This is a genomic window from Lentzea miocenica (assembly GCF_033949945.1).
Classification (GTDB): domain Bacteria; phylum Actinomycetota; class Actinomycetes; order Mycobacteriales; family Pseudonocardiaceae; genus Lentzea; species Lentzea miocenica.
Genome location: NZ_JAXAVW010000028.1, coordinates 106520 through 128180 on the forward strand (window position 1 = coordinate 106520; position 21661 = coordinate 128180).

Below are 21661 nucleotides of genomic sequence, written 5' to 3' on the forward strand. Positions count from 1 at the left end.
GTCCGCCCGCTCACTTCGTCTTCGGCGCCAGCGCCCGCGAGATCACGGTCGCCAGGAGGTTGAACAGGGTGATGAGCACGACGAGCGTGATCGCCGCGCCCCAGATGCGGTCGAAGCCCGCCGCCGTCGGGTTGTTGCGCTCGTTCACCATCATCAACGGCAGCGAGGCCATGGGGCCCTCGAACAGGTTGTAGTTGATGAACGGGGCGTACGCCGCGAGCACCAGCACCGGTGCGGTCTCACCCATGACGCGGGCGAGGGCCAGCATGATGCCGGTCAGGATGCCGGACAGCGCGGTCGGGATGACGATCTTGACGATCGTCTTCCACTTCGGGATGCCCAGCGCGTAGGACGCCTCGCGCAGCTCGTCCGGGACGATCTTGAGCATCTCCTCGGTCGTGCGCACGATGACCGGCACCATCAGCAGCACCAGGGCGAGCGACACCGCGAACGCGCTCCGGCCGAGGCCGAAGGTCGTGATCCACACCGTGTAGACGAACAGCGCGGCGACGATCGACGGGACACCGGTGAGGATGTCGACCATGAACGTCGTGGCCTTCGAGAGCTTCGAACGGCCGCCGTACTCGACGAGGTAGATCGCGATCATGACGCCGATCGGCACCGAGATGACCGCGCAGATCAGGCCCTGGACCAGGGTGCCGTAGATCGCGTGGTACGCGCCGCCGCCCTGCTGGCGGGCCAGCAGGCCCGACATCGACTTCTGCCACCAGTCACCGTCGAGGATGACCGGGAAACCGCGCTGCAGGACCGTGTAGAGCACCCACACCAGCGGGATGGTCGCGATCAGGAACGCGCCCCACACGAGTGCGGTGGCGAGACCGTTCTTGATCCGGCGGTTGACGCTGACCGACTGGAACGTCGGGGGCGTCGCGAGCCGCTGAGGATCCGCGAGATTCGTGCTCACTCGTACTCCTTGTGGCCGGCGACGATCGAGCGCGCGATGGCGTTCACGACGAAGGTCAGCACGAACAGCACCAGACCGGCGGCGATGTAGGCACCGGCCGAGCGCGCGTCGTTGAACTCGGGCGCGGCCAGCGCGATCTTCGAGGCGAACGTCGAACCACCGTCGAACAGCGACCAGCCGAACGAACTGGTGGCGGTGCTCAGGATGATCGCGACGGCGATGGTCTCACCGAGTGCTCGCCCGAGGCCGAGCATCGAGGCGCTGACGTAACCGGCCTTGCCGAACGGCAGGACCGTCGTGCGGACGACCTCCCACTTGGTCGCGCCGAGCGCGATGGCGCCCTCGATGTGCATCGTGGGCGTGCGCTCGAAGACCTCGCGGCTGACGGCCGTGATGATCGGCAGGATCATCACCGCGACGACGATGCCCGCGGTGAAGATGGTGCCGCCGAGCTGCACGTTGACGTTGCCCTTGGCGAAGATCGGGATCCAGCCGAGGTTCGCGATCAGCCACTCGGAGAACGGGAACAGCACGGGGCCGAGCACGAACAGGCCCCAGAGGCCGAAGACGATCGACGGCACGGCCGCGAGCAGGTCGATGACGTAGGCGAACGGCCGGGCGAGGTTGCGCGGCGCGTACTGAGTGAGGAACAGCGCGATGCCCAACGCGATCGGCATGGCGATCAGCAGAGCGACCAGTGCGACCACGACCGTGACGAGGGTCAGGTCGAGGATGCCGAACCGCAGGTTCGTCGGGTCGGTCGTGTTCCACTCGCGGCTGGTCAGGAAGTTGACGTTGTCCAGCCCGAGCGACGGGATGGCCTGCAGGATGAGGAACAGGCCGATCGCGCCGATGAGGACGACGATGAAGACACCGGACCCCGTCGCCAGGCCGCGGAAGATGCGGTCACCAGGCCGGACGTGAGGTGCCTTGGTCGTTACTGGAGCTTCCGGTGTCGGGGGAATCGGAGCCTCCGAGGCGGTGGGAGCAGCCGCAACGCCCCGCTCGGCTCCGGTAGCACCGGAGCCGGCGGGGCGCTTGGCCACGACGGGATCATTCATCGCGTCAGCGTTTGTCGAAGTCTCGCATCAACCTCAGGCGATCGCCTTCACGGCGGTCAGCAGCTTGTCCTGGAACGCCTTGGGCAGCGGCACGTAGCCGGCGTCGGCGAGCTGGGCCTGCCCCGTGGTGGCGGCCACCGTGAGGAAGGCCTTGACGGCCTTCGCGGTGTCGGCGTCGTAGCCCTTCGAGCACACGATCTCGTAGGTCGCGAGCAGCAGCGGGTACGAACCGGCGGCCTTGGAACCGTAGATCGAGTCGAGGTCGAGGACCAGGTTGTTGCCCTCGCCCTTGATCTTCGCACCGTCGATGGCCTTGCCGGCCGACTCGGCGGTCAGCTCGACGGCGCCGGCACCAGAGTCGATCTTGGCGATCGAGAGCTTGTTGTCCTGCGCGAAGGACCACTCGACGTAGGTGATGGCACCGTCGATGGAGCCGACGGCCTGAGCGACACCGGCGGACTTCTCCTTGCCCTCGCCGACACCACCCTTGAACTGCTTGCCGTCACCCTTGGTCCAGCCACCGGCGACCTTCAGGTACTTCTGGAAGTTGTCGGTCGTGCCCGACTCGTCCGAGCGGTAGATGACCGCGATGTCCTTGTCCGGCAGGGTCGCGGAACCGTTCAGGGCCTTGATGGCCGGGTCGTTCCACTTCTTGACCGTGCCGGAGAAGATCGCGGCGGTGGTCTTGGCGTCCAGCACGAGGCTGTCCACACCGGAGACCTTGTAGCCGACGGCGACGGGGCCGAAGACCAGCGGGAGGTTCCACGCCGGGTTGGTCTGGCAGCGCTTGGCGGCAGCCTCGGTCTCGGCCCCCTCCTTCAGCGCGGAGTCCGAACCACCGAAGTCGACCTGGCCGGCGTTGAAGTTCTTCACGCCCGCGCCGGAGCCCGAGGGGTTGTACGCGAGGTCCACACCGGGGCAGGCGGCCTGGTAGGCCTGCACGAACGCGTCGACCGCGTTCTTCTGCGCGGAGGAGCCCTCGGCATTGAGCTTGGTCTTGCCACCACACTCGACAGGAACAGAGGCAGCGTTCGACGTGGTGTTGCCACCCGTGCCGCCTGCGTTGTTGTCACTGCCACACGCACCGAGCAGAAGCGCGCTGGCCGCAACGAGGCCGAGCACGGCGCCGTGCCGCTGGATCTTCACCTTGGTCCTCCACCTTGCGGAAGCATTAGCGGTATCGCGACGGACGTCGCCGCTCGCTACGGAAGGTAGGTAGCCAGAGTGGACAACCCGCCTAGTCAGGGTGAACGGGAGGTGAACACCGAACGGGAAGTGACGGGTCACACGGCCGAAAGAGTGACTGCGTGACCAGCGCGTATGCGTTTTGTGACGGTACGTTGACTACCGCGCGTACTGGACGTCCGCGTCCCAAAGGGTGAATCCGAGCTTCGTGTACACCCGGACCGCCGCCGCGTTGTCAGATTCGACGTAGAGCATCACTTCCTTGACGCCCTGTTCGCGCAGGTGACGCAGGCCGGCCAGAGTCAGCGCCCTGCCCAGGCCACCGCCCTGACTGTCCGGGTCGACGCCCACGACGTAGACCTCGCCCAGTTCCGGCGTGTGCACCTTCGTCCAGTGAAAGCCCGCCAGCTTCCCGTCGGCGTCGAACGCGAGCAGGAAGCCCTCCGGGTCGAACCAGTCCTCGTCCTCCTTGGCACGAACGTCCTCGATCGACATCGAGCCCTGCTCGGGGTGCCAGTCGAACGCGCGGTGGTTCACGTAGACGACCGCGGCCTCGTCCTTGCCGGGGATGAACGGCCGGATGGTGACGCCCTCCGGCAGCGTGGGCTCTGGAAGGTCGTTCTCGACCCGCAGCCGCATCCGCAGCAGCTCGCGCACCTTGCGGAAGCCGAGCTTGGTCGCGAGCTTCTCGGCGTCCGGGTGGCCGCCGTGCGCCCAGATCCGCAGGGATTCCTGCGGGAGCGCCTTCACCAGTGCCTCGCCGACGCCCTGATGACGGTGCTTCGGGTGCACGGCGAACTCGGCGACCTTGTTGCCGCCGGAGTCACCGAGAAGATCGACGTGCGCGTACCCGGCGAGCTCGCCGTCCAGGTGCGCGAGGAGGTGCCTGCTGCCGGTGGCGCCGGGGCGCATCCGCAGACGCACGGCCTCGCCCACCGGGGCCACGCCGTCAGTGCTCTCCGCGGCCGCCAGCAGCTGCCCCACCTCGGCAGCCTGCTCGGTCGTCAGCTCGTCGTACCAGCTCAGTTGCGCCACACAGGCGAACCTACCGCGCGATCAAATGCTCATCCAGGACACGGACCGAGTCGTCGAGCTCGGCGACCTCGGACGGGCGGCGCGGCGAGCCGGGACGCGGCGGCCGGACGAACTTGTAGCCGACGTTGCGCACGGTGCCGATCAACGCCTCGTGCTCGGGGCCGAGCTTGGCGCGCAGCCGTCGCACGTGGACGTCCACCGTGCGGGTGCCACCGAAGAAGTCGTAGCCCCAGACCTCCTGCAGCAGCTGGGCGCGGGTGAAGACCCGGCCCGCGTGCTGTGCGAGGTACTTGAGCAGCTCGAACTCCTTGTAGGTGAGGTCGAGCGGGCGGCCCTTGAGGCGTGCGGTGTAGGTGGCCTCGTCGATCACGAGGTCGCCGAGCTGGATGGCGCCGTCCCCACCGGGCTGCGTGGTGCCGCGGCGCGAGCGGACCAGCCGCAGGCGGGCGTCGACCTCGGCAGGACCGGAGTTCGGCAGCAGGATCTCGTCGACCGACCAGTCGGAGTTGACGGCGACCAGACCGCCCTCGGTGACCACGGCCACCACGGGTACGTCCACGCCGGACGAGTCGAGCAGGCGGCACAGCGATCGGGCGCCCACCAGATCGGTGCGGGCGTCGACCAGCACGATGTCGTGGGGTCCGGCCTCGAGAAGCGCGGAGACCTCGGGACGAAGCGGACGCACGGCATGCGGCAGGAGCGCCAGTGCGGGAAGCACAGCCTCCGGGTCCGGGTCTGTCGTCAGCAGAAGCACGTCGATGCTCATCGCGGCGCCCTTCAAATCGGCCGTGGTCAGGTCACCTCGACCAGACCAGCGGCGTACGGTGACCGGGCCCCGTTGCCTGCGGATGACGGAGACAATACCGGTGCAACCCGAGAAAGTCCCAGGTCAAGAAGCCGTGCTCACACTTGTTTCCACAAGCGTCACGCCTGTTACATCCATGTCACATGACGGGGTCCGCCTGCACGGCGTCCACTACAAGAGTGAAAGCTCTCTTGCTTTCGTTGTGGGACACGGGTTTACCAACAACGTGCAGAAGCCGTACGTCTCGCGAGTGCTGGCCCGATTGGCCACGCACGCCGGTGTCGTCGCATTCGACTTCCGCGGGCACGGACGTTCCGAGGGGAAGTCCACCGTCGGTGCGGACGAGATCCACGACGTAGAGGCAGGTGTGCTCAAGGCCCGGGAGCTCGGTTACTCGAAGATCGCCACGGTCGGGTTCTCGATGGGTGCCTCGATCGTCGTCCGGCACGCCGCGCTGGCGGAGACCAGGCCGGACGCCGTGGTGTCGGTGAGCGGCCCTGCCAGGTGGTGGTCACGAGAGACCGCTCCCATGCGCCGGGTGCACTGGTTGCTGGAGCAGCCGCACGGGAAGCTCGCGGCACGGGCGATGGGGGTTCGGCTCGGCGAAAGCTGGGTACAACCGCCGGAGAGTCCGCTGGAGGTGGTGGCACGCATCACGCCCACCCCACTGCTGATCGTGCACGGTGACCTGGACCACTATTTCGGTCCGGAGCACGCCATGTCACTGCACCGCGCGTCCTTGGGACATGCCGAGTTGTGGATCGAGAAGGGCATGAGGCACGCGGAATCAGCCGCGACTCCAGACCTGGTAGACCGGATGGCGGCATGGATCGCCGGCAACGTCGAGGACGAGGAATGACTGCAGGGTATTCCGGACAGGCCCCCGCCCGCGCAAAGCCGAAGAAGAAGTCGCGGCGCGGGAAGTTCCTCATCATCACGGTGCTGGTGCTGGGCGTGCTGCTGGTCGCGGCGGACTTCGCGCTGGCAGCGGCCGGCGAGTACCAGATCGCCCAGCGGATGCGCGAGAAGCTGCAGCTCAAAGAGGACCCGAACGTGCGCATCAACGGGTTCCCGTTCATCGTGCAGGCGTTGCGCGGCGACTACCAGCACGTGGAGATCCGCGCGTACGGCGTGCCGATCAAGGACGAGCAGCAGGGCGTCGACCTGCGCGACCTCGACGTCGAGGCGGACCTGCGGCACACCCGCGTCGAACTGGCGGATCTACTGGCGGGCAACGTCTCCAAGGCGACCATCGACCAGGTGGACGGCAGCATCAAGATCAAGGCGATGGACCTGAACAGGCTCGCCAACCAGGTGACGCCGTTCGACAAGCTCTCGATCGAGCCGGACAACCGCGTCGCCACGCCGACCACGGCCGACCCGAAGACGCCCAAGACCACCGCCGCGATCAAGCTCTCCGGCCAGACCAACGTCGCCGGCAAGGTCGTGACGCTCTCCGCGTACGGCCAGATCGCGCTGGTCAGCGGTGCCATCCAGATCAACATCGACGACATCGAGCTGGACGACGCCTCGCTCAAGCAGATCATCCCGCAGCTGCGCCAGGCGCTCGCGATCAAGATCGACCCCGGCACGCTCCCGTTCGGTGCGACGCCCACCGCCGTCGAGGTGGAGAGCGGTGCGTTCAAGCTGAGCGGCCTGGTCAGGGATGTACCGTTGGTCCAACGATGACTGGTGTGTGGGCGCTGCTGGGCGCGCTGGCCGTGGCCGGCGCGATCGGTGTGCTGCTCAAGGTCCGCGAGGGCCGCATCTCTCGTCGTGACAACACGATCGACCTGCCCACCCCCGTGCGCGACCTGCTCGCGCCGGGGGTGACGCTGGTCCAGCTCTCCACCACGTTCTGCGCACCGTGCCGGCACGCGAAGGTGATCCTGCGCGACCTCGCCGACCGCACCGACGGCCTCACGCACGCCGAATTGGACGTCACCAACCTGCCGGACGTCGCCGCGGAACTCGGCGTCATGCGCACCCCCACGACGCTGGCGCTGACCGCCGACGGCACCGAGGTGTTGCGAGTCGGTGGCGTGCCGAAACGCGACTCGTTGCTCGCGGCCCTGCAGCCACATTTGCCCTAATCCGGTCGAGTGAACCTGCGTTGTTCCACCAGATGGACATACCTCCCGGACCGAGGGATTGAGGGCTACCCTCGCTGGCATGACCTTGCTGCTCACGAAGCGACGCGCGGTTGACCTGTGCCGCGTGCGCAGCAGCCTGTGTCGCACGACGAGCTGATTGGGCCGCTTGACGCCCAGCAGCTACCTCTGACGGACTGATTTTCTCCTCGTCCGAATGCCCGGAGGTCGTCGTGCCCAAGGACAACCCTGTCGACCCGCGCGGACCGCGCTTCTCCGCCTGGATGACCACCGTCATCCTGGCAGTCGTGTTGCTCACCGGCTGGTGGCGTCTGCTCGCCGCCCAGACGGTTCTCTTCGCGATGTGCGCGTTCATCTCGCTGAAGCTCAACCCGTGGGGTCACGTGTACCGCTACGCGATCCAGCCCAGGATCACCCCGACCACCGAACGCGAAGAGGCGGCACCACTGCGCTTCGCCCAAGGCGTCGGTTTCATCTTCGCGCTGATCGGCACCCTCGGCTACGCCACGGGCCTGACCACGCTAGGCATGGTCGCCACCGGCTTCGCACTGATCGCAGCGCTGCTCAACGCCGCGCTCGGCCTGTGCCTCGGGTGCGAGATGTACCTGCTGCTGCGCAGGTACGCACCCGCCCTCGCACGTCCGCAATAAAGACACGCACACGCACTAACACAGGAGCAACTTCCCATGAGCCGTGAGAACGTGCTGGTCTCGGCCGCCTGGTCCGAGGAGAACCTCCAGACGCCCGGCGTCGTCTTCGCGGAGGTCGACGAGGACACCACCGCGTACGACGGCGGGCACATCCCCGGCGCCGTCCGAATCGACTGGAAGACCGAACTCCAGGACCCGGTCCGCCGCGACTTCGTGGACCGCGAGGGCTTCGAGAAGCTGCTCTCGGCCAAGGGCATCTCCAACGACGACCAGGTGATCCTCTACGGCGGCAACAACAACTGGTTCGCCGCCTACGCCTACTGGTACTTCAAGCTCTACGGCCACACCAACGTCAAGCTCCTCGACGGCGGCCGCAAGAAGTGGGAACTCGACGGCCGCCCCCTGGACAAGGAAGAGGTCACCCGTCCTTCGACCTCTTACAAGGCCCAGGAGCAGGACCTCTCGATCCGCGCCTTCCGCGACGAGGTCGTCGACGCCATCGGCAACAAGAACCTCGTCGACGTGCGCTCCCCCGACGAGTTCTCCGGCAAGCTCCTCGCCCCGGCCCACCTCCCGCAGGAACAGGCCCAGCGCGGCGGCCACATCCCGTCCGCGGTCAACGTCCCGTGGAGCAAGGCGGCCAACGAGGACGGCACCTTCAAGTCCGACGAGGAACTGAAGGCGATCTACGCCGAGGCAGGCTTCGACGGCTCCCGCAAGACCATCGCCTACTGCCGCATCGGCGAGCGCTCCTCGCACACCTGGTTCGCCCTGCGCGAGCTGCTCGGCCACGAAGACGTCAAGAACTACGACGGTTCTTGGACGGAGTACGGCTCGCTCGTCGGCGTGCCGATCGAACTCGGTTCCGGCAAGGAGGCCTGACCACATGAGCAACGGCTGCGGCGCCCCCACCCAGGGCGGCACCATCGAGTCCGACACCACCGAAACGGTGCTGGAGGGCAAAGTCCTCTCCGAAGGCACCCCGGTAGGCGGCGCCTTCGTCCGCCTGCTCGACTCGACCGGCGAGTTCACCGCCGAAGTCGTCTCCTCCCCAGAAGGCGACTTCCGCTTCTTCGCCGCCCCCGGCACCTGGACCGTCCGCGCACTCCACCGCACCGGCAACGGCCAGGCCGACGTCTCGGCGTCCGGCCCAGGCATCCACGCCGTGGAAATCGCGGTCGCCTGACCACGCAGGTACGACGAAGACCCCGGCGGTGCACACCGCCGGGGTCTTCCGCGTCGAGGCCAGATGATCGCGCGCAAAGCCGAAGGCGAGCCGCCCCGATGGCGAAGCCGAGGCGTCCTTAACGCTTGAAACAGCGCTCCGGGCGGGTCCCCGTCACGAGTCGTGCCCAGCACATGCTGCAACCAGGCAGGGGTGTCAAACGGACACGCTTTTCGTCCGTTTGACACCCCTGCCTGGTTGTGGCCCGCTCTGGTACGACTCGTGATGGGGACCCGCCCGGACCGCACCACCTACGCAACGCAACTCCGCCCAATGCAACAGGCGTGCCATCAACCCACGCACGGCGGAGGACTCCCCAGATCAGATTGGCGGGGTCTGGGGGCGGAGCCCCCAGGAAAGGTGACCACCCTCAAAGCCCGCGACTCCGGTGTCCTCCACCACCACAACCCTGCACGTCAAACCAGGCGAGATATCCTCTTCCCGTGGAACACATCTTCACCGGACTCCTGGTGCTAGTGACAATCGCAGTCATGTGGTTCGCGGGCTACGTGGTCTACCGCCTCTACTCCGACCAGCGATGACCACGCCACCCCCAAGCGCCGCGCCGGGCGCCACCCCAGGCAGCGGCGACGAGGCCATCCGCCTGGCCGAAGAACGTGCCGCCGCCACCAGAGAGCGCAACCTCCCCCAGTTCACCGACATGCCCATCCCGGGCGACACGGCGAACCTGCGAGAAGGTGCCAACCTCAACGACGCCCTCCTGGCGGTCCTCCCGCTGGTAGGCGTCTGGCGAGGCGAGGGAGAGATCGTCTACCCGACGATCGAGGGCCCGTTCCGCTTCGGCCAGCAGATCACCTTCGCCCACGACGGCCGCCCGTTCCTCGTCTACGAGGCCAGGTCGTGGCTGCTCAACGAGGCCGGCGAGGTCATCCGCCCGGCGGCGCGCGAGCAGGGTTTCTGGCGCCCGCAGGAGGACGACACGATCGAACTCCTGCTCACCCACAACACGGGCATCGTCGAGATGTACTACGGCAAGGTCCGCACGCAGACGTCGTGGGAGTTCGAGTCGGACGCGATCATCCGCTCCGCCACGGCCAAGGACGTCCAGGCCTCGCAGCGCCTCTACGGCATCGTCAACAACGGCGACCTCGCGTACGTCGAGGAGCGCGCCATGGTCGGCCAGCCGTTGCAGCCGCACGCGTCCGCGCACCTCAAGCGCATCGTCGGCTAGTCAGCTCGCGCACGATCGTTCAACAATCCAGCACGCAACACGCAGGATTGTTGAACGATCTGCGTGTCGGATTGTTCAACAATCCCACGATTCCGCGTAGCATGGGTCCATGCTTCTGCGGCGCTGCGGAACCGATGCGCTCATCGTCGAGGTCGACTCGCTGACCGAGGTCGCGGCTGTACGCGCAGTCCTCCAAGGCCTGGCCGGTGTCGAGGAGCTCGTCCCGGCTGCCAGGACGGTGCTGGTCAAGGGTGCTCTCCAGCAGGTCAGGGAAGCCCTGAAGGACATCGACCTCACCAAGGCACCGGAAACGCACTCGCGCGAGATCACCATCCCCGTGATCTACGACGGGCCGGACCTCGACCTCGTGGCGGAAGCCGCCAGGACCACCGCGGACGAGGTCGTCAAGCTCCACACCGAAGCCACGTACGAGGTGGCGTTCTGCGGGTTCGCGCCCGGTTTCGCCTACCTCACCGGACTTCCCGCGCAACTTCAGCAGCCCCGCCTCGACTCCCCGCGCACGAAGGTCCCCCAGGGCTCGGTCGGCATCGCGGGCGAGTTCACCGCCGCCTACCCCAGGTCGACACCGGGCGGCTGGCGATTGATCGGCCGCACCGAGATCACGCTGTTCGATCCGAAGGCCGACACCCCCGCGGTCCTGCAGCCGGGCGACCAGGTCAGGTTCGTGATCGCGTGAACCGCACCGTCACGATCCTGCGCACCGGCCCGCAGGCCCTGGTCCAGGACCTCGGCCGGCCGGGCAACGCCCACCTCGGCGTGCCACCCTCCGGCGCGATCGACCCGCACTCGCTGACCCTGGCCAACCGGCTCGTCGGCAACGACGAAACCGCCGCCGGACTCGAACTCCTGCTGGGCGGCGCCCAGATCCACGCCAACACCTCCTGCACGGTCGCCGTCACCGGGCCGAGTGTCGAGGTCCGGATCGACGGCAGGCTCGCCGATTCGCACCAGCCGGTGCACCTGCCGGCCGGCGCCACCCTCGAGATCGGGACGCCGCGGACCGGGCTGCGCACGTACGCGGCGATCTCCGGCGGCATCGACGTGCCGCAGGAACTCGGCAGCCGCTCCACCGACCTGCTGTCCGGAATCGGTCCAGAGCCGTTGCGGGACAACGACGTCCTGAAGCTCGGGACACCGAACCCGGCGAACGGCGCGGACGTGGTGCCGCCGATCACCGTGCTGCAAACGTTGGTCATCCCGATCAGGCTCGGCCCGCGCGACGACTGGTTCGAGGACGCGGAAACCCAGCTGCGCCAAGGATCATGGACGGTGTCGGACCGCGGCAACCGAGTCGGCGCACGCCTCCAAGGCACGAAGCTGAATCGTCGTGACGGGGAGATTCCCAGCGAGGGAATGATCACCGGCGCGGTTCAGGTGCCGCCGGACGGGCAGCCCGTGGTGTTCCTCAACGATCATCCGACGACCGGCGGCTACCCCGTCATCGGCGTCGTCGACCGCGACCACCTGCGGTTTCTCGGGCAGGCCAGGCCGGGAACGAGAGTCCGGTTCCGCCCGATCGACTGAGGACCAGGGCGTTGACGTAAGTGGTCCAGACCAAATACGGTAACTCTCAGCCGCCGCGGAATCTCTACCAATCTGGAGTTCCGCATGCGCCGGATCCCTGCCCTGCTAGCAGTTCTCCTCGCGGTGTTAGGCCTGGCGGTCCCTGCACAGGCCGCCACGGGCATCACCGCGACCTTCTCCCGCACCGGCACGAGTGGCAAGTTCGTGGTCGCCAACGCGAGCACGACCGCACTCAACGGATGGTCGATCAAGTTCGACCTGCCGTCCGGTGTCACGGTCAGCAACGTCCAGAACGCGACGACCACCCAGAACGGCACGAGAGTGACGCTCACTCCTGCCTTCTACATCAACAACCTTCCGCCGGGGCGCAACACCGAGCCGTACAGCCCGACGTTCACGTTGAGCGCCGCGGCCGACCCGACCGCCTGCACGATCAACAACATGGCGTGTGACGGCAGCGGCACCCCGCCGCCGGCGCCGACCGGTCTCACCGCCGATTACTCGGTCGCGGGCGGCACGGCGAAGTTCATCGTCCGCAACCACTCCGCCGCCGCGGTCAGTGACTGGTCGATCAGCTTCACGCTGCCCAACGGCGTGACGGTCAGCAACGGCCAGAACAGCACGGTTGCCCAGAACGGCAACCAGGTCACCGTCACCCCGGCCCACTACAACAAGACCGTGGCCGCGGGCGGCAGCACTGAGCCGTACAGCCCGACGTTCTCCATCAGCTCGAACGTCGAACCGGTGACGTGCCGGATCAACAACGCGAACTGCGACGGCAGCGCGGACACTCCGCCAAGCACCCCAACGGGTCTCACCTCACCGACGAAGACCACGCGCACGGTGACGCTGCAGTGGAACGCGTCCACCGCGGGCTCGCTGCCGATCGCCGGCTACGAGGTCTACAACGGCTCGGCGCTCGCGACGAGCAGCAGCACGACGTCCGCGATCGTCACCGGCCTGAACCCGAACAGCGCGTACTCCTTCACCGTGAAAGCCAAGGACACCAGGGGAACCCTGTCCGCGGCCAGCGCGGCGGTGAGCGTCACCACCAACAACCCCGCCGACGACACCACGCCTCCGACCGCGCCGGGCAACCTGCGTTCGACGGCGAAGGACGCGGGCAGCATCACGTTGGCGTGGAACGCATCCACCGACAACCGCGGTGTCGCGAACTACGACGTCTACGTGGGCTCGACCGTGAAGACGACGGTGTCCGGCACCACGGCGGTCGTGAGTGGCCTCGCGCCGTCCACGAGCTACACGTTCACCGTGCGCGCACGGGACATCTACGACAACGTGTCCGCGGCGAGCAACGCGTTGACCGAACGCACCAATGACATCGTCGGCGGATACGCCCGTGTCGGTTACTTCGTGCAGTGGGGCATCTACGGACGCCAGTACTTCGTGAAGGACATGGACGCCGCGAAGATGACCCACGTCAACTACGCGTTCGGCAACATCGACCCCGTCAACCTGACGTGTCTGCACGGCGTCACGAAGGGCACGAGCCCGAACCCGCAGGACCCGAACCAGGGTGACGGCGCGGGTGACGCGGAAGCCGACTACAGCAGGCCGATGAGCGCGGCGCAGTCCGTCGACGGTGTCGCGGACAGCGGCTGGGAACCGTTGCGCGGCAACTACAACCAGCTCAAGAAGCTCAAGGCGAAGCACCCGAACCTCAAGGTGCTGATCTCGCTCGGCGGCTGGACCTACTCCAAGTACTTCTCCGACGTCGCGGCGACGGACGCGGCACGGAAGAAGTTCGTGTCGTCGTGCATCGACATCTACCTCAAGGGCAACCTGCCCGTGTACAACGGCGCCGGCGGTCCCGGCACCGCGGCGAACATCTTCGACGGCTTCGACCTCGACTGGGAGTGGCCGGGAGCGGAAGGCCACGCGGGCAACCACTTCGGCCCGCAGGACAAGGTCAACAACTCACTGTTGATCGAGGAGTTCCGCCGGCAGATGGACGCGTACAGCACCACCACGGGCAAGCGCTACCAGCTCACGGCGTTCACCCCGGCCGACCCCGGCAAGATCGCGGCGGGCTGGGAGCTCGGGCGGGTCGCGCAGTCGATGGACATCTTCAACGTCCAGGGCTACGACTTCCACGGCTCCGGCAGCGACAACTCGTGGGAGCCGAACCGGACCGGCCATCAGGGCAACCTCTACCCGGACCCCGATGACCCGTACACGACCAAGTTCAGCGTGGAGAGCACGGTGCAGGCCTACCTCGACGCCGGGGTGCCGTCCCGCAAGATCACGCTCGGGCTCGCGTTCTACGGCCGCGGCTGGCAGAACGTGGTCAACGGCGGCAAGAACGGTGAGTGGCAGGCCGCGGGTGGTGCGGCACCCGGCCAGTTCCCGGAGGAGTCGGGCACGCGCGGGTACGCCAACCTCGTCGCGTCCGTGCCGAACTGCACCGTCCACCACGACGAGGTGGCCGTGGCGACGTCCTGCTACACCGGCAACCAGTGGTGGACCTTCGACGACGCCTGGTCGATCCAGAAGAAGACCGCGTGGCTCAAGTCGAAGAACCTGCTGGGTGCGATGTTCTGGGAGATGTCGGGTGACCGCGGCCCGTTGATGGCCGCGGTCGACGCCGGACTCAGGTAACTCAGTACTCGGACTCGTACAGGCCCTGCAGCTCGGTCAGCAGGGCTGAGGAGTCGGGCAGCTGCTTGCCGTCCAGCGTGTTCACCCGCGTGATCTTTCGGACGCTGGACGCGAGGAACACGCCCTCGGCGTCGTAGAGCTCGCCGGTCTGGATCGGCTCCACGGAGACGGTCCAGCCGGCGCGCTCGGCGGCGCGGAACAACGCGTACTGCGTGGTGCCGGGCAGGATGCCGAGCTTCGACGGCGGCGTCACGAGGGTCTTGCCGCGCACCAGGATCACGGTCGAGGTCGGGCCTTCCAGCACCGAACCGTTCGAGGTCGTGAAGATGACCTCGACGGCGCCGCGGCGCTCGGCCTCACGGATCGCGGCCATGTTGATCGCGTACGACAGCGACTTGGCACCCAGCAGCAGCCACGGCGCGCGGTCGGCGAGGTCCGGCTCGATGCCGCGGTCCAACGTCACCGCGGACAGGCCCTCCGCGCGCTGCTTGAGCACCTTCGCGCCGATCTCCATGCCGAGCGCGAACCCGGTGCCCGTGCCGTCGCCACCCTCGACACCGCGGGTGTAGACGAGCTTGAGGGCGAACTCCCGGCCGCCGGTCCAGTTGCCGATGACGAGCTCGACCGCGCGCTCGAACTCCGCTCGCGGAGGCGTGGGCATGTCGAGCATGGCCGCGGACCGGTCCAGGCGGTCCAGGTGCGGCGTGAGTTCGCGGGGCTTCCCGTCGACCACGAGGATCGTTTCGAACACACCGTCACCGCGCATGAGTCCGAGGTCGTCGACGCGGATCTGCGGCGAGTCGGGGTCAGCGAGGGTTCCGTCGAGCAGTGCCAGCACGCGCATGGGCCGAGCCTACTAACATCGGTGTTGTGGAGACCGCAAGAGGCCTGCGCAAAACGCTGCACGACCGCGGCATGCGGATGACACCGCAGCGCCAGCTCGTGCTGGACGCGGTCAGGGCCCTGGATCACTCGACCCCGGAGCAGATCTGTCAGCGCGTCCAGGAGACGGCTCCGACGGTCAACATCACGACCATCTACCGCACGCTCGACCTGCTGGACCGGCTCGGGCTCGTGCGGCACACGCACCTGGGTCACGGCGCGCCGAGCTACTCGGTCGACGACCACCAGCACGTGCACCTGGTGTGCCACGTCTGCGGCCGGATCGACGAGATCCCGTGTGAGCTGCTCGACCCGCTCGTCGGAACATTGCGGAGCCGCGACGGGTTCGAACTTGATGCAAGCCATCTCGCGCTGTCCGGCACTTGCCGCGACTGTTTGAAGCAGGAGCAGGAGACCGAGTGACCCTCCCCGGAGCCGTCCCGCCGCCCGACGATTCCACTGACGCCGGCGTCGCCTGGCACTACGGAGACCCGTTCGCCGAACAACGCTCCGCCGCGCGCTCGGTCGTGGTCGTCGACCGCTCGAACCGCGGGGTCATCGCGGTTCCGGGCGAGGACCGGCTCAAGTGGCTGCACCAGCTGACGAGTCAGCACTTCGAGCAGCTCGGCGAGAACGCGAACACCGAGGCGCTGATCCTGGACGCGCAGGGCAGGCTCGAGCACCACATGGTCGTCGCGAACGTCGGCGGCACGGTGTTCCTGGACGTCGAGAAGGTCGACGACCTGCTGGCGTACCTGAAGAAGATGGTCTTCTGGTCGAAGGTCGGGCCGCGCGACGCCACGCCCGAGTTGGCGCTGGTGTCGATCATCGGACCGGACGCGGTCGCGCTGCTGGAGAAGCTGGACATCCCGGTGCCCGCCGCCGTCGAGCAGCTGGGCGACGGGTTCGTGCGCCGCACGTCGTGGCCCGGTCAGAGCTCGTTCGACCTGCTGGTGCCGCGCGCCGAGCTGGCCTCGTGGTGGCAGCGGATCACCGACGCGGGCGCGCGCCCGGCGGGCAGCTTCGCGTTCGAGGCGCTGCGGGTGGAGTCCCTGCGGGCACGTCAGGGCATCGACACCGACGAGCGCACGATCCCGCACGAGGTCGGCCTGATCGACCCGGCCGTGCACCTGAACAAGGGCTGCTACCGGGGCCAGGAGACGGTCGCGAAGGTCCACAACGTGGGACGCCCGCCGCGCCGGATGCTCCTACTCCACCTGGATGGTTCTGCGGACGGCGAGCCGGAGACCGGTGACCCGGTGATGCTGGACGGGCGCGTGGTCGGCCGGGTGGGCAGCGTGGTGCAGCACCACGAGCTGGGCCCGATCGCGTTGGCGCTGGTCAAGCGGTCTGTGCCGGTCGAGTCGGACCTGCTCGCCGGAGCCCCCGAACGGGAGGTTCCCGCCCGGATCGACCCCGACTCGGTGCCGCCGGACACCCCTGGTCTGGGCCGGGAAGCTGTTCGCAACCTGCGGGGATGACCCCTAGAGTCCGGTACATGTCCTTGGGCACTCTGATCACTGTCGCTCCCACCGGAGCGGAGCACGCGAAAGCCGACGTCCCGCAGCTTCCAGTGACCCTGGAAGAGCTGGTCGCGACGGCGCAGAGCTGCGAGCAGGTCGGCGCGGCGATGATCCACGTCCACATCCGTGGCGAGGACGCGAAGCCGTCGCTGGACCTCGGTCGTTTGAAGGCCACCGTCGAGGCGTTGCGCGAGCAGACCAGCCTCGTCGTGCAGCTCTCCACCGGCGGGTCGGTGCACGACCCGGAGGAGAACCGGCTGCGCGTGCTCGAGGCGATGCCGGACTCCGCGTCCTGCACGATGGGCACCGTCAACTTCGGCGACGACGTGTTCATGAACCGCTGGGAGTTCATCGTCTCCCTGCACAAGGGCATGCAGGAACGCGGCATCGTCCCGGAGTACGAGATCTTCGACATCGGCCAGCTCGCCTCGTTGAAGCGCCTGCTGGACCAGCACGGCCTGCCCGCGGGCGGTCACGTGCACGTCGACCTCGTCATGGGGGTGCCCGGCGGCATGCCCGGCGACGCCGCGACGCTGGTCGCAGCAGTCAGCGCTCTGCCGGACGCGGCAACGTTCTCCGCCACCGGGATCGGCCGGACCTCGCTGCCGGTGATGTTCACCGCACTGGGTGCGGGTGGCCACCTCCGAGTGGGTATGGAAGACACGATCAGCTACTCGCGTGGAGTGCCGGTTCGGGACAACACACAGCTCGTGGCGCGTGCCGCGGGGCTGTCCAAGATCGCACAACGACCCGCTCTCACACCTGACGAAGCGCGAAAGCTGCTGGGCGTGCACATTTGAGACAAGTTTGGTGCATGGGATGTGTTGGCGGGTGAGGAGGATCTACCGCAGGATGGACACGTGATCGAGGTGCGTCCTGGCGGGCGCCGCCGAATCGACCGGGTGCTCGCCCCCGACTACACGGAGGGCGTCGAGCAGCGCCCGCTCGTCGAGGTGCGCGAACTCCGCGACGAGGCAGCGCAGGAAGAGACCGACCTGTCCTACCTGCGGCGGCTGTTGCACGCGCGGATCGACATCGTGCGCGCGGAACAGGAGCGCCGCAGCTCTGGCGGTTCGGCGGTGGTCGACCAACTGGCCACGATCCTGTCCACAAACGCCGTGGGGCCGGCGACCGGTCTAGGCCGGTACCAGACCCATGAGCCGTCACGTGCTGATGCGCATCAGCGGCACGTCGAGGCGCTTGTCTCCGACGTGGACCTCTCCGACGTGAGCAAGTTGTCCGACGATCGCCTCGGCGAAGCGCTGGAGACGTTCATCTCGGAAGAGGCGTCCGTGTCGGTGCGGCGGCGTGAGGTGCAGGTCGTCGTGGACAAGCTCAACGCCGAGATCGCCTCGCGCTACCAGCGCGGCAGCGCGTCGGTGGACGAGCTGCTGGCGGCCGAGCGCGGACACCACCGGCGCAAGAGCTGACTCCCACAATCTGGGACGGTCGTTCCACTTTCTGAGCAGCGGACCTAGCGTGCCCTCATGGGGTATCGCTGGGTCGTGCTGTGCGTCGGAGCTTTGGCGCAGGGCACGAACGCGGCCGTCTTCCTCGGCCTGCCCGCGATCAGCCCCCAGCTGCAGCAGCACTTCTCACTGACATTGCCCCAGGTCGGGCTGCTTCTCGGTGCCGTCAACCTGGGCACGATGATCGCCCTCGTGCCGTGGGGAGTCGTCGCGGACCGACGCGGCGAACGACTCGTGATGACCATCGGCGGCCTCGGGGCGGCGGGCTGCCTGCTGTCCGTGGCCCTGGGCAACGCCTGGATCGCCGGCCTCGCGCTGTTCGCCGCCGGACTGTTCGGAGCCAGCGTCAACGCGGCCAGCGGCCGGGCGGTGATGTCGTGGTTCAGCAGCGGGTCCCGCGGCCTCGCGATGGGGGTCCGGCAGACCGCCACCCCGCTCGGCGCCGCGCTCACCGCCGCCGTCCTGCCCGGCATCGCGATCTCGGCCGGCGTGCCGACGGCCTTCGTCGCGCTGGCGGGCGTGACGGCGTTCGTGGCGCTCGCGGTGGCGCTGCTGGTCAGGGAACCACCCGGCGCGGTCCGGGCGAGCGCCGACCACGGGATGATCCTCAAGGACCCCCGGCTGTTGCGGCTGTCGCTGGCCAGCGGACTGCTCGTGGTGCCGCAGTTCACCGCCACCGCGCTGCTGGTGCCACTCCTGCACGGGCACCGCGGCATGAGCGTCACGGCGGCCGCGGCCGTCTTCGGTGTCGCCCAGGCGCTCGGCGGTGCCGGGCGACTCGCCGTCGGCGTGTGGTCCGACCGGGTGCGCAACCGGATCGGCCCGCTCAAGATCGTGTCGATCATCACCGCGGCCGGGTTCGTGCTGGTCGCCGTGCTGGACCAGGCGCCGTTGCCGCTGCTCATCGCCGTGGTGGCGCCGACGAGCGTGTTCGCGCTGTGCTGGAACGGACTCGCGGTCACCGAGGCCGGTGAGCTCGCCCCGGAAGGTCGTAGTGCCACCGCGATCGCCATGCAGAACTCGGCGAACTACCTCAGCGCCGCGACCACGCCGTTCCTCGCGAGCTTCGTTGCGGTGCACGTGGCGTGGCCCGCGGCGATGGTGCTGGCAGCAGCGGCGGCCGTGACCGCGCGGGTGCTGCTTCAGCCGTGGCGTTCCCTGCGGGCCAGCTCGCCCCAGAACTCGCGCAGCGTCTCGTAGCGCAACGCCACCTCCTCGGCGTCGCCCGCTTCGAGCGCGTCGACGATGGCGTTCACGTCCGCCGCCGAGGTGTCCTCCAGCAGGTCCTTGTCCTCCAGCAGCTGCACCAGGCCGCCGTAGTCGAGCTCGACGGCGGAGTGCGGGTGGAAGTGCTCGAGCCAGCGTCCCGTGTCGGCGAGGATCGTGGCGGGCCCTTCGTTGCCCAGGGAGTTCTGCACGACCTTGAGCGCTCGGGCGACCCGGCGCCGTGCGTCCGCCATCGCGACCCGCCACGACACCTGTCGTTCCGGGTCGTCCTGCGCGCTGGCCAGCACGACGCGGCGCTGGGCGGGTTCGACCAGGGCGAACCACGGCAGCGGCACGGTCCAGGTCGTGGAGATGACGTGAACGGCTCCTGCCGCGAGTTCCGCCATCACGGCCGACGCGCGCGCTCGGACTGTTTCCGGCGCAACGCCGAGTGCCGCGTCCTGGAGGATCGGCGGAGCGGAGGCCAGGAAGCCCACCAGAGCGGCCGCGGAGCGCGCCCTGAGGTCGAGGGGGCAGACGAGAGGCCCGGGGCCGACACGCGCGGCGTCAGACGTCGGAACCTCGGCGGGGCTGATCGCCATCACGTCGAAGGACTCGCCCGGAAGCAGCTTTTGTCCCAACTGTGATCGCAACCACAGCTCCCGTTCGCGGTCACCGACCTCCGAACGGGGGACAGGGCCGTTTTCCAGGGCTTTTTGGACTTTGTCCGCTAGCGGTGCGTCCAATACCGATAACGGTTCGTACACCCGCAGGTAGGCGACGAACGGTCTGGGCACGTGTGCATCCTTCCACGCGAGGGCGGCCGCAAGATTTGGCGGTACGTGTCACGCCTACCGCGTCGCGAGGAACCCCATCGGCACGGTACGGTAGTTACCAGGAACTAGTTGTCGAGACGAGTGGGGCCGCCGTTCCCCCGGCCGCCCCCGTCCCTGTGCGAGGGGGTCGAGCCATGGGGCGCGGCCGAGCGAAGGCCAAGCAGACGAAGGTCGCCAGGGAGCTCAAATACAGCTCTCATGAGACCGACTTCGCTGCTCTGCAGCGTGAGCTGTCTGGTGATGAAAGGTCGCCGAACGGGAGTAGTGGTGGCGATGAGCCACGCGACGACCCGTACGACGACTACGACGACTACCGTCGCTGAATTCAGCCTGAAGAGTTCAAGGGTTGGGCAACCGGATCATCGGTGCCCAGCCCTTGAACTCTGAGGGCGCTTTCAGAACGCCCTGGCGTACTGCCTCGGCGCGTCGACCTCCACACCCAGCTGCTGTGCCGCGTGCAGCGGCCAGTACGGGTCGCGGAGCAATTCGCGCGCGAGCAGCACCAGGTCGGCGGAACCGTCCGTCAAAACCTGTTCGGCCTGCACCGCCCCGGTGATCAGGCCGACCGCACCCGTGGGCACGTCTGCCTTGCGTCGCACAGCTTCGGCCAGCGGCACCTGGTAGCCGGGCCCGATCGGGATCTCCGCCTGCGCGGTGTTGCCACCGCTGGACACGTCGATCAGGTCCGCACCCGCGGCCTTGAGCGCCTGTGCCAGCACAACGCTGTCGTCGGCAGTCCAGCCGTTGTCGACCCAGTCGGTGCCCGAGATCCGCACGAGCACCGGCACGTCCGGGCCCACCGCTGCCCTCACGGCGGCGGTGACCTCGACGGGCACGGCGATGCGTTCTTCGAGGCTGCCCTCGTTCGTGAGCGGCGAGTAGTACTCGTGCAGCAGGTACCCGTGCGCGGCGTGGATCTCCAGGACCTCGAAGCCTGCCTCGATCGCCCTGAGCGCGCCGTCGACGAAGGCCTTCACGATCCCAGTGTGGCCGGTCAGTTTCTCCGGCGTGTTTCCACCGGGGAACGGCTCGGTCGTCGGCGCCACCGGAACCCAGTCACCGATCGCCTTGCGCCCGGCGTGCGCGAGCTGGATACCGGGGACCGCCCCGTGCTCCTTGATGAACGCGGTGATCCGCTTCCAGGCCTCGACCTGCTCGTCGTTCCAGATGCCGACGTCCTGCGGCGAGATCCGGCCCCTCGGCTCGACGGCGGTGGCTTCGGCGATGACCAGCCCGGCACCTCCGACCGCGCGCGAGCCCAGGTGGACGAGGTGCCACTCGGTCGGGACGCCGTCCTCCTTCGTCACCGAGTACTGGCACATCGGGCTGACCGCGATGCGGTTGGGCAGCGTGACCGAGCGCAGGGTCAGCGGGGAGAACAGCAGGCTCACT

The 21661-nt window shown here is 68.0% G+C and carries 25 protein-coding genes; 17 read left to right on the top strand and 8 right to left on the bottom strand.

The window, feature by feature from the left end; all coding sequences use genetic code 11:
- Nucleotides 1-10: 10 nt before the first annotated feature.
- The 5 genes from pstA to SK803_RS30945 form a co-directional block, all read right to left on the bottom strand.
- Nucleotides 11-925: a phosphate ABC transporter permease PstA gene (gene pstA, locus SK803_RS30925; protein WP_319969667.1), complete on the bottom strand. Its 915-nt coding sequence runs from the start codon at nt 923-925 to the stop codon at nt 11-13.
- The gene (gene pstC / locus SK803_RS30930; RefSeq protein ID WP_319969668.1) at nt 922-1986 is read right to left on the bottom strand and encodes a phosphate ABC transporter permease subunit PstC; all 1065 of its coding nucleotides are present in this window, start codon (nt 1984-1986) and stop codon (nt 922-924) included. The genes pstA and pstC overlap by 4 nt, the downstream gene beginning before the upstream one ends.
- Before the next feature lie 33 nt (nt 1987-2019).
- A complete protein-coding gene (gene pstS, locus SK803_RS30935; RefSeq protein WP_319969669.1) occupies nt 2020-3132 on the bottom strand; it encodes a phosphate ABC transporter substrate-binding protein PstS in 1113 nt (370 codons plus the stop codon).
- A gap of 198 nt (nt 3133-3330) precedes the next feature.
- Nucleotides 3331-4206 (bottom strand): mycothiol synthase, encoded by an 876-nt coding sequence (gene mshD, locus SK803_RS30940; RefSeq protein ID WP_406601606.1) that lies wholly within the window; start codon nt 4204-4206, stop codon nt 3331-3333.
- 10 nt (nt 4207-4216) lie between these two features.
- Entirely contained in the window at nt 4217-4972 is a 756-nt protein-coding gene (locus SK803_RS30945) for a response regulator transcription factor (RefSeq protein WP_319969670.1), read from the bottom strand.
- A 241-nt stretch (nt 4973-5213) separates the two neighbouring features.
- Here SK803_RS30945 and SK803_RS30950 point away from each other — a divergent pair, with 241 nt between their 5' ends.
- The 11 genes from SK803_RS30950 to SK803_RS30995 all read left to right on the top strand — a co-directional run bounded on the left by SK803_RS30950 (nt 5214) and on the right by SK803_RS30995 (nt 14353).
- Nucleotides 5214-5870 carry an alpha/beta hydrolase family protein gene (locus SK803_RS30950; protein ID WP_319969671.1) on the top strand — a complete coding sequence of 219 codons (657 nt, stop codon included), beginning with the start codon at nt 5214-5216 and terminating at the stop codon, nt 5868-5870.
- Nucleotides 5867-6700, top strand: coding sequence for an LmeA family phospholipid-binding protein (locus SK803_RS30955; protein WP_319969672.1), 834 nt, complete (start codon nt 5867-5869; stop codon nt 6698-6700). Before SK803_RS30950 ends, SK803_RS30955 begins: the two co-directional genes overlap by 4 nt.
- Nucleotides 6697-7104 (top strand): thioredoxin family protein, encoded by a 408-nt coding sequence (locus SK803_RS30960; RefSeq protein ID WP_319969673.1) that lies wholly within the window; start codon nt 6697-6699, stop codon nt 7102-7104. Before SK803_RS30955 ends, SK803_RS30960 begins: the two co-directional genes overlap by 4 nt.
- Before the next feature lie 79 nt (nt 7105-7183).
- On the top strand, nt 7184-7261 hold the full coding sequence (locus SK803_RS46595; RefSeq protein ID WP_373294250.1) for a putative leader peptide: 78 nt from the start codon (nt 7184-7186) through the stop codon (nt 7259-7261).
- Between the two features lie 73 nt (nt 7262-7334).
- Nucleotides 7335-7772, top strand: coding sequence for a DUF4395 domain-containing protein (locus SK803_RS30965; protein ID WP_319969674.1), 438 nt, complete (start codon nt 7335-7337; stop codon nt 7770-7772).
- 36 nt (nt 7773-7808) lie between these two features.
- Nucleotides 7809-8654, top strand: coding sequence for a sulfurtransferase (locus SK803_RS30970; protein ID WP_319969675.1), 846 nt, complete (start codon nt 7809-7811; stop codon nt 8652-8654).
- A gap of 4 nt (nt 8655-8658) precedes the next feature.
- Nucleotides 8659-8958 carry a DUF1416 domain-containing protein gene (locus tag SK803_RS30975; protein ID WP_319969676.1) on the top strand — a complete coding sequence of 100 codons (300 nt, stop codon included), beginning with the start codon at nt 8659-8661 and terminating at the stop codon, nt 8956-8958.
- Nucleotides 8959-9535: 577 nt separating this feature from the next.
- The gene (locus SK803_RS30980; RefSeq protein ID WP_319969677.1) at nt 9536-10189 is read left to right on the top strand and encodes an FABP family protein; all 654 of its coding nucleotides are present in this window, start codon (nt 9536-9538) and stop codon (nt 10187-10189) included.
- Between the two features lie 109 nt (nt 10190-10298).
- Complete coding sequence (gene pxpB, locus SK803_RS30985) at nt 10299-10886, top strand: 5-oxoprolinase subunit PxpB (RefSeq protein ID WP_319969678.1); 588 nt, start codon at nt 10299-10301, stop codon at nt 10884-10886.
- A complete protein-coding gene (locus tag SK803_RS30990) occupies nt 10883-11734 on the top strand; it encodes a 5-oxoprolinase subunit C family protein (RefSeq protein WP_319969679.1) in 852 nt (283 codons plus the stop codon). Before pxpB ends, SK803_RS30990 begins: the two co-directional genes overlap by 4 nt.
- A gap of 84 nt (nt 11735-11818) precedes the next feature.
- Nucleotides 11819-14353 (top strand): glycosyl hydrolase family 18 protein, encoded by a 2535-nt coding sequence (locus SK803_RS30995; protein WP_319969680.1) that lies wholly within the window; start codon nt 11819-11821, stop codon nt 14351-14353.
- Nucleotide 14354: 1 nt separating this feature from the next.
- Here SK803_RS30995 and SK803_RS31000 read toward each other — a convergent pair whose 3' ends face one another.
- Nucleotides 14355-15197, bottom strand: a complete 843-nt coding sequence (locus SK803_RS31000) for an aminodeoxychorismate lyase (RefSeq protein ID WP_319969681.1) — start codon at nt 15195-15197, stop codon at nt 14355-14357.
- A 71-nt stretch (nt 15198-15268) separates the two neighbouring features.
- Between SK803_RS31000 and SK803_RS31005 the strand changes: the two genes are divergently transcribed.
- From SK803_RS31005 to SK803_RS31025, 5 genes are read left to right on the top strand one after another with little or no spacing between them, the layout of a single operon-like run.
- A complete protein-coding gene (locus tag SK803_RS31005; protein WP_406601608.1) occupies nt 15269-15658 on the top strand; it encodes a Fur family transcriptional regulator in 390 nt (129 codons plus the stop codon).
- Complete coding sequence (ygfZ, locus tag SK803_RS31010; RefSeq protein WP_319969683.1) at nt 15655-16716, top strand: CAF17-like 4Fe-4S cluster assembly/insertion protein YgfZ; 1062 nt, start codon at nt 15655-15657, stop codon at nt 16714-16716. The genes SK803_RS31005 and ygfZ overlap by 4 nt, the downstream gene beginning before the upstream one ends.
- Nucleotides 16717-16733: 17 nt before the next feature.
- Nucleotides 16734-17558 carry a BKACE family enzyme gene (locus tag SK803_RS31015; protein ID WP_319969684.1) on the top strand — a complete coding sequence of 275 codons (825 nt, stop codon included), beginning with the start codon at nt 16734-16736 and terminating at the stop codon, nt 17556-17558.
- Between the two features lie 60 nt (nt 17559-17618).
- Nucleotides 17619-18188, top strand: coding sequence for an RsiG family protein (locus SK803_RS31020; RefSeq protein ID WP_319969685.1), 570 nt, complete (start codon nt 17619-17621; stop codon nt 18186-18188).
- A 57-nt stretch (nt 18189-18245) separates the two neighbouring features.
- The gene (locus SK803_RS31025) at nt 18246-19427 is read left to right on the top strand and encodes an MFS transporter (RefSeq protein WP_319969686.1); all 1182 of its coding nucleotides are present in this window, start codon (nt 18246-18248) and stop codon (nt 19425-19427) included.
- Here the strand turns inward: SK803_RS31025 and SK803_RS31030 are convergent.
- Nucleotides 19370-20230, bottom strand: a complete 861-nt coding sequence (locus SK803_RS31030) for a hypothetical protein (protein ID WP_319969687.1) — start codon at nt 20228-20230, stop codon at nt 19370-19372. The genes SK803_RS31025 and SK803_RS31030 overlap by 58 nt on opposite strands.
- Before the next feature lie 173 nt (nt 20231-20403).
- Between SK803_RS31030 and SK803_RS31035 the strand changes: the two genes are divergently transcribed.
- Complete coding sequence (locus SK803_RS31035) at nt 20404-20592, top strand: DUF3073 domain-containing protein (RefSeq protein ID WP_086665537.1); 189 nt, start codon at nt 20404-20406, stop codon at nt 20590-20592.
- Nucleotides 20593-20664: 72 nt separating this feature from the next.
- Here the strand turns inward: SK803_RS31035 and SK803_RS31040 are convergent, their stop codons facing one another.
- Entirely contained in the window at nt 20665-21660 is a 996-nt protein-coding gene (locus SK803_RS31040; RefSeq protein ID WP_319969688.1) for an NADH:flavin oxidoreductase/NADH oxidase, read from the bottom strand.
- Between the last annotated feature and the right edge of the window lies 1 nt (nt 21661).

Excerpts from the sequence above, each read along its gene's own strand:
- pstC (WP_319969668.1), bottom strand. The coding sequence starts at position 1,986 with ATGAATGATCCCGTCGTGGCCAAGCGCCCCGCCGGCTCCGGTGCTACC.
- SK803_RS30945 (WP_319969670.1), bottom strand. The coding sequence starts at position 4,972 with ATGAGCATCGACGTGCTTCTGCTGACGACAGACCCGGACCCGGAGGCT.
- SK803_RS30955 (WP_319969672.1), top strand. The coding sequence starts at position 5,867 with ATGACTGCAGGGTATTCCGGACAGGCCCCCGCCCGCGCAAAGCCGAAG.
- SK803_RS30960 (WP_319969673.1), top strand. The coding sequence starts at position 6,697 with ATGACTGGTGTGTGGGCGCTGCTGGGCGCGCTGGCCGTGGCCGGCGCG.
- SK803_RS46595 (WP_373294250.1), top strand. The coding sequence starts at position 7,184 with ATGACCTTGCTGCTCACGAAGCGACGCGCGGTTGACCTGTGCCGCGTG.
- SK803_RS30970 (WP_319969675.1), top strand. The coding sequence starts at position 7,809 with ATGAGCCGTGAGAACGTGCTGGTCTCGGCCGCCTGGTCCGAGGAGAAC.
- SK803_RS30975 (WP_319969676.1), top strand. The coding sequence starts at position 8,659 with ATGAGCAACGGCTGCGGCGCCCCCACCCAGGGCGGCACCATCGAGTCC.
- SK803_RS30980 (WP_319969677.1), top strand. The coding sequence starts at position 9,536 with ATGACCACGCCACCCCCAAGCGCCGCGCCGGGCGCCACCCCAGGCAGC.
- pxpB (WP_319969678.1), top strand. The coding sequence starts at position 10,299 with ATGCTTCTGCGGCGCTGCGGAACCGATGCGCTCATCGTCGAGGTCGAC.
- SK803_RS30995 (WP_319969680.1), top strand. The coding sequence starts at position 11,819 with ATGCGCCGGATCCCTGCCCTGCTAGCAGTTCTCCTCGCGGTGTTAGGC.
- SK803_RS31000 (WP_319969681.1), bottom strand. The coding sequence starts at position 15,197 with ATGCGCGTGCTGGCACTGCTCGACGGAACCCTCGCTGACCCCGACTCG.
- SK803_RS31005 (WP_406601608.1), top strand. The coding sequence starts at position 15,269 with ATGCGGATGACACCGCAGCGCCAGCTCGTGCTGGACGCGGTCAGGGCC.
- SK803_RS31015 (WP_319969684.1), top strand. The coding sequence starts at position 16,734 with ATGTCCTTGGGCACTCTGATCACTGTCGCTCCCACCGGAGCGGAGCAC.
- SK803_RS31025 (WP_319969686.1), top strand. The coding sequence starts at position 18,246 with ATGGGGTATCGCTGGGTCGTGCTGTGCGTCGGAGCTTTGGCGCAGGGC.
- SK803_RS31035 (WP_086665537.1), top strand. The coding sequence starts at position 20,404 with ATGGGGCGCGGCCGAGCGAAGGCCAAGCAGACGAAGGTCGCCAGGGAG.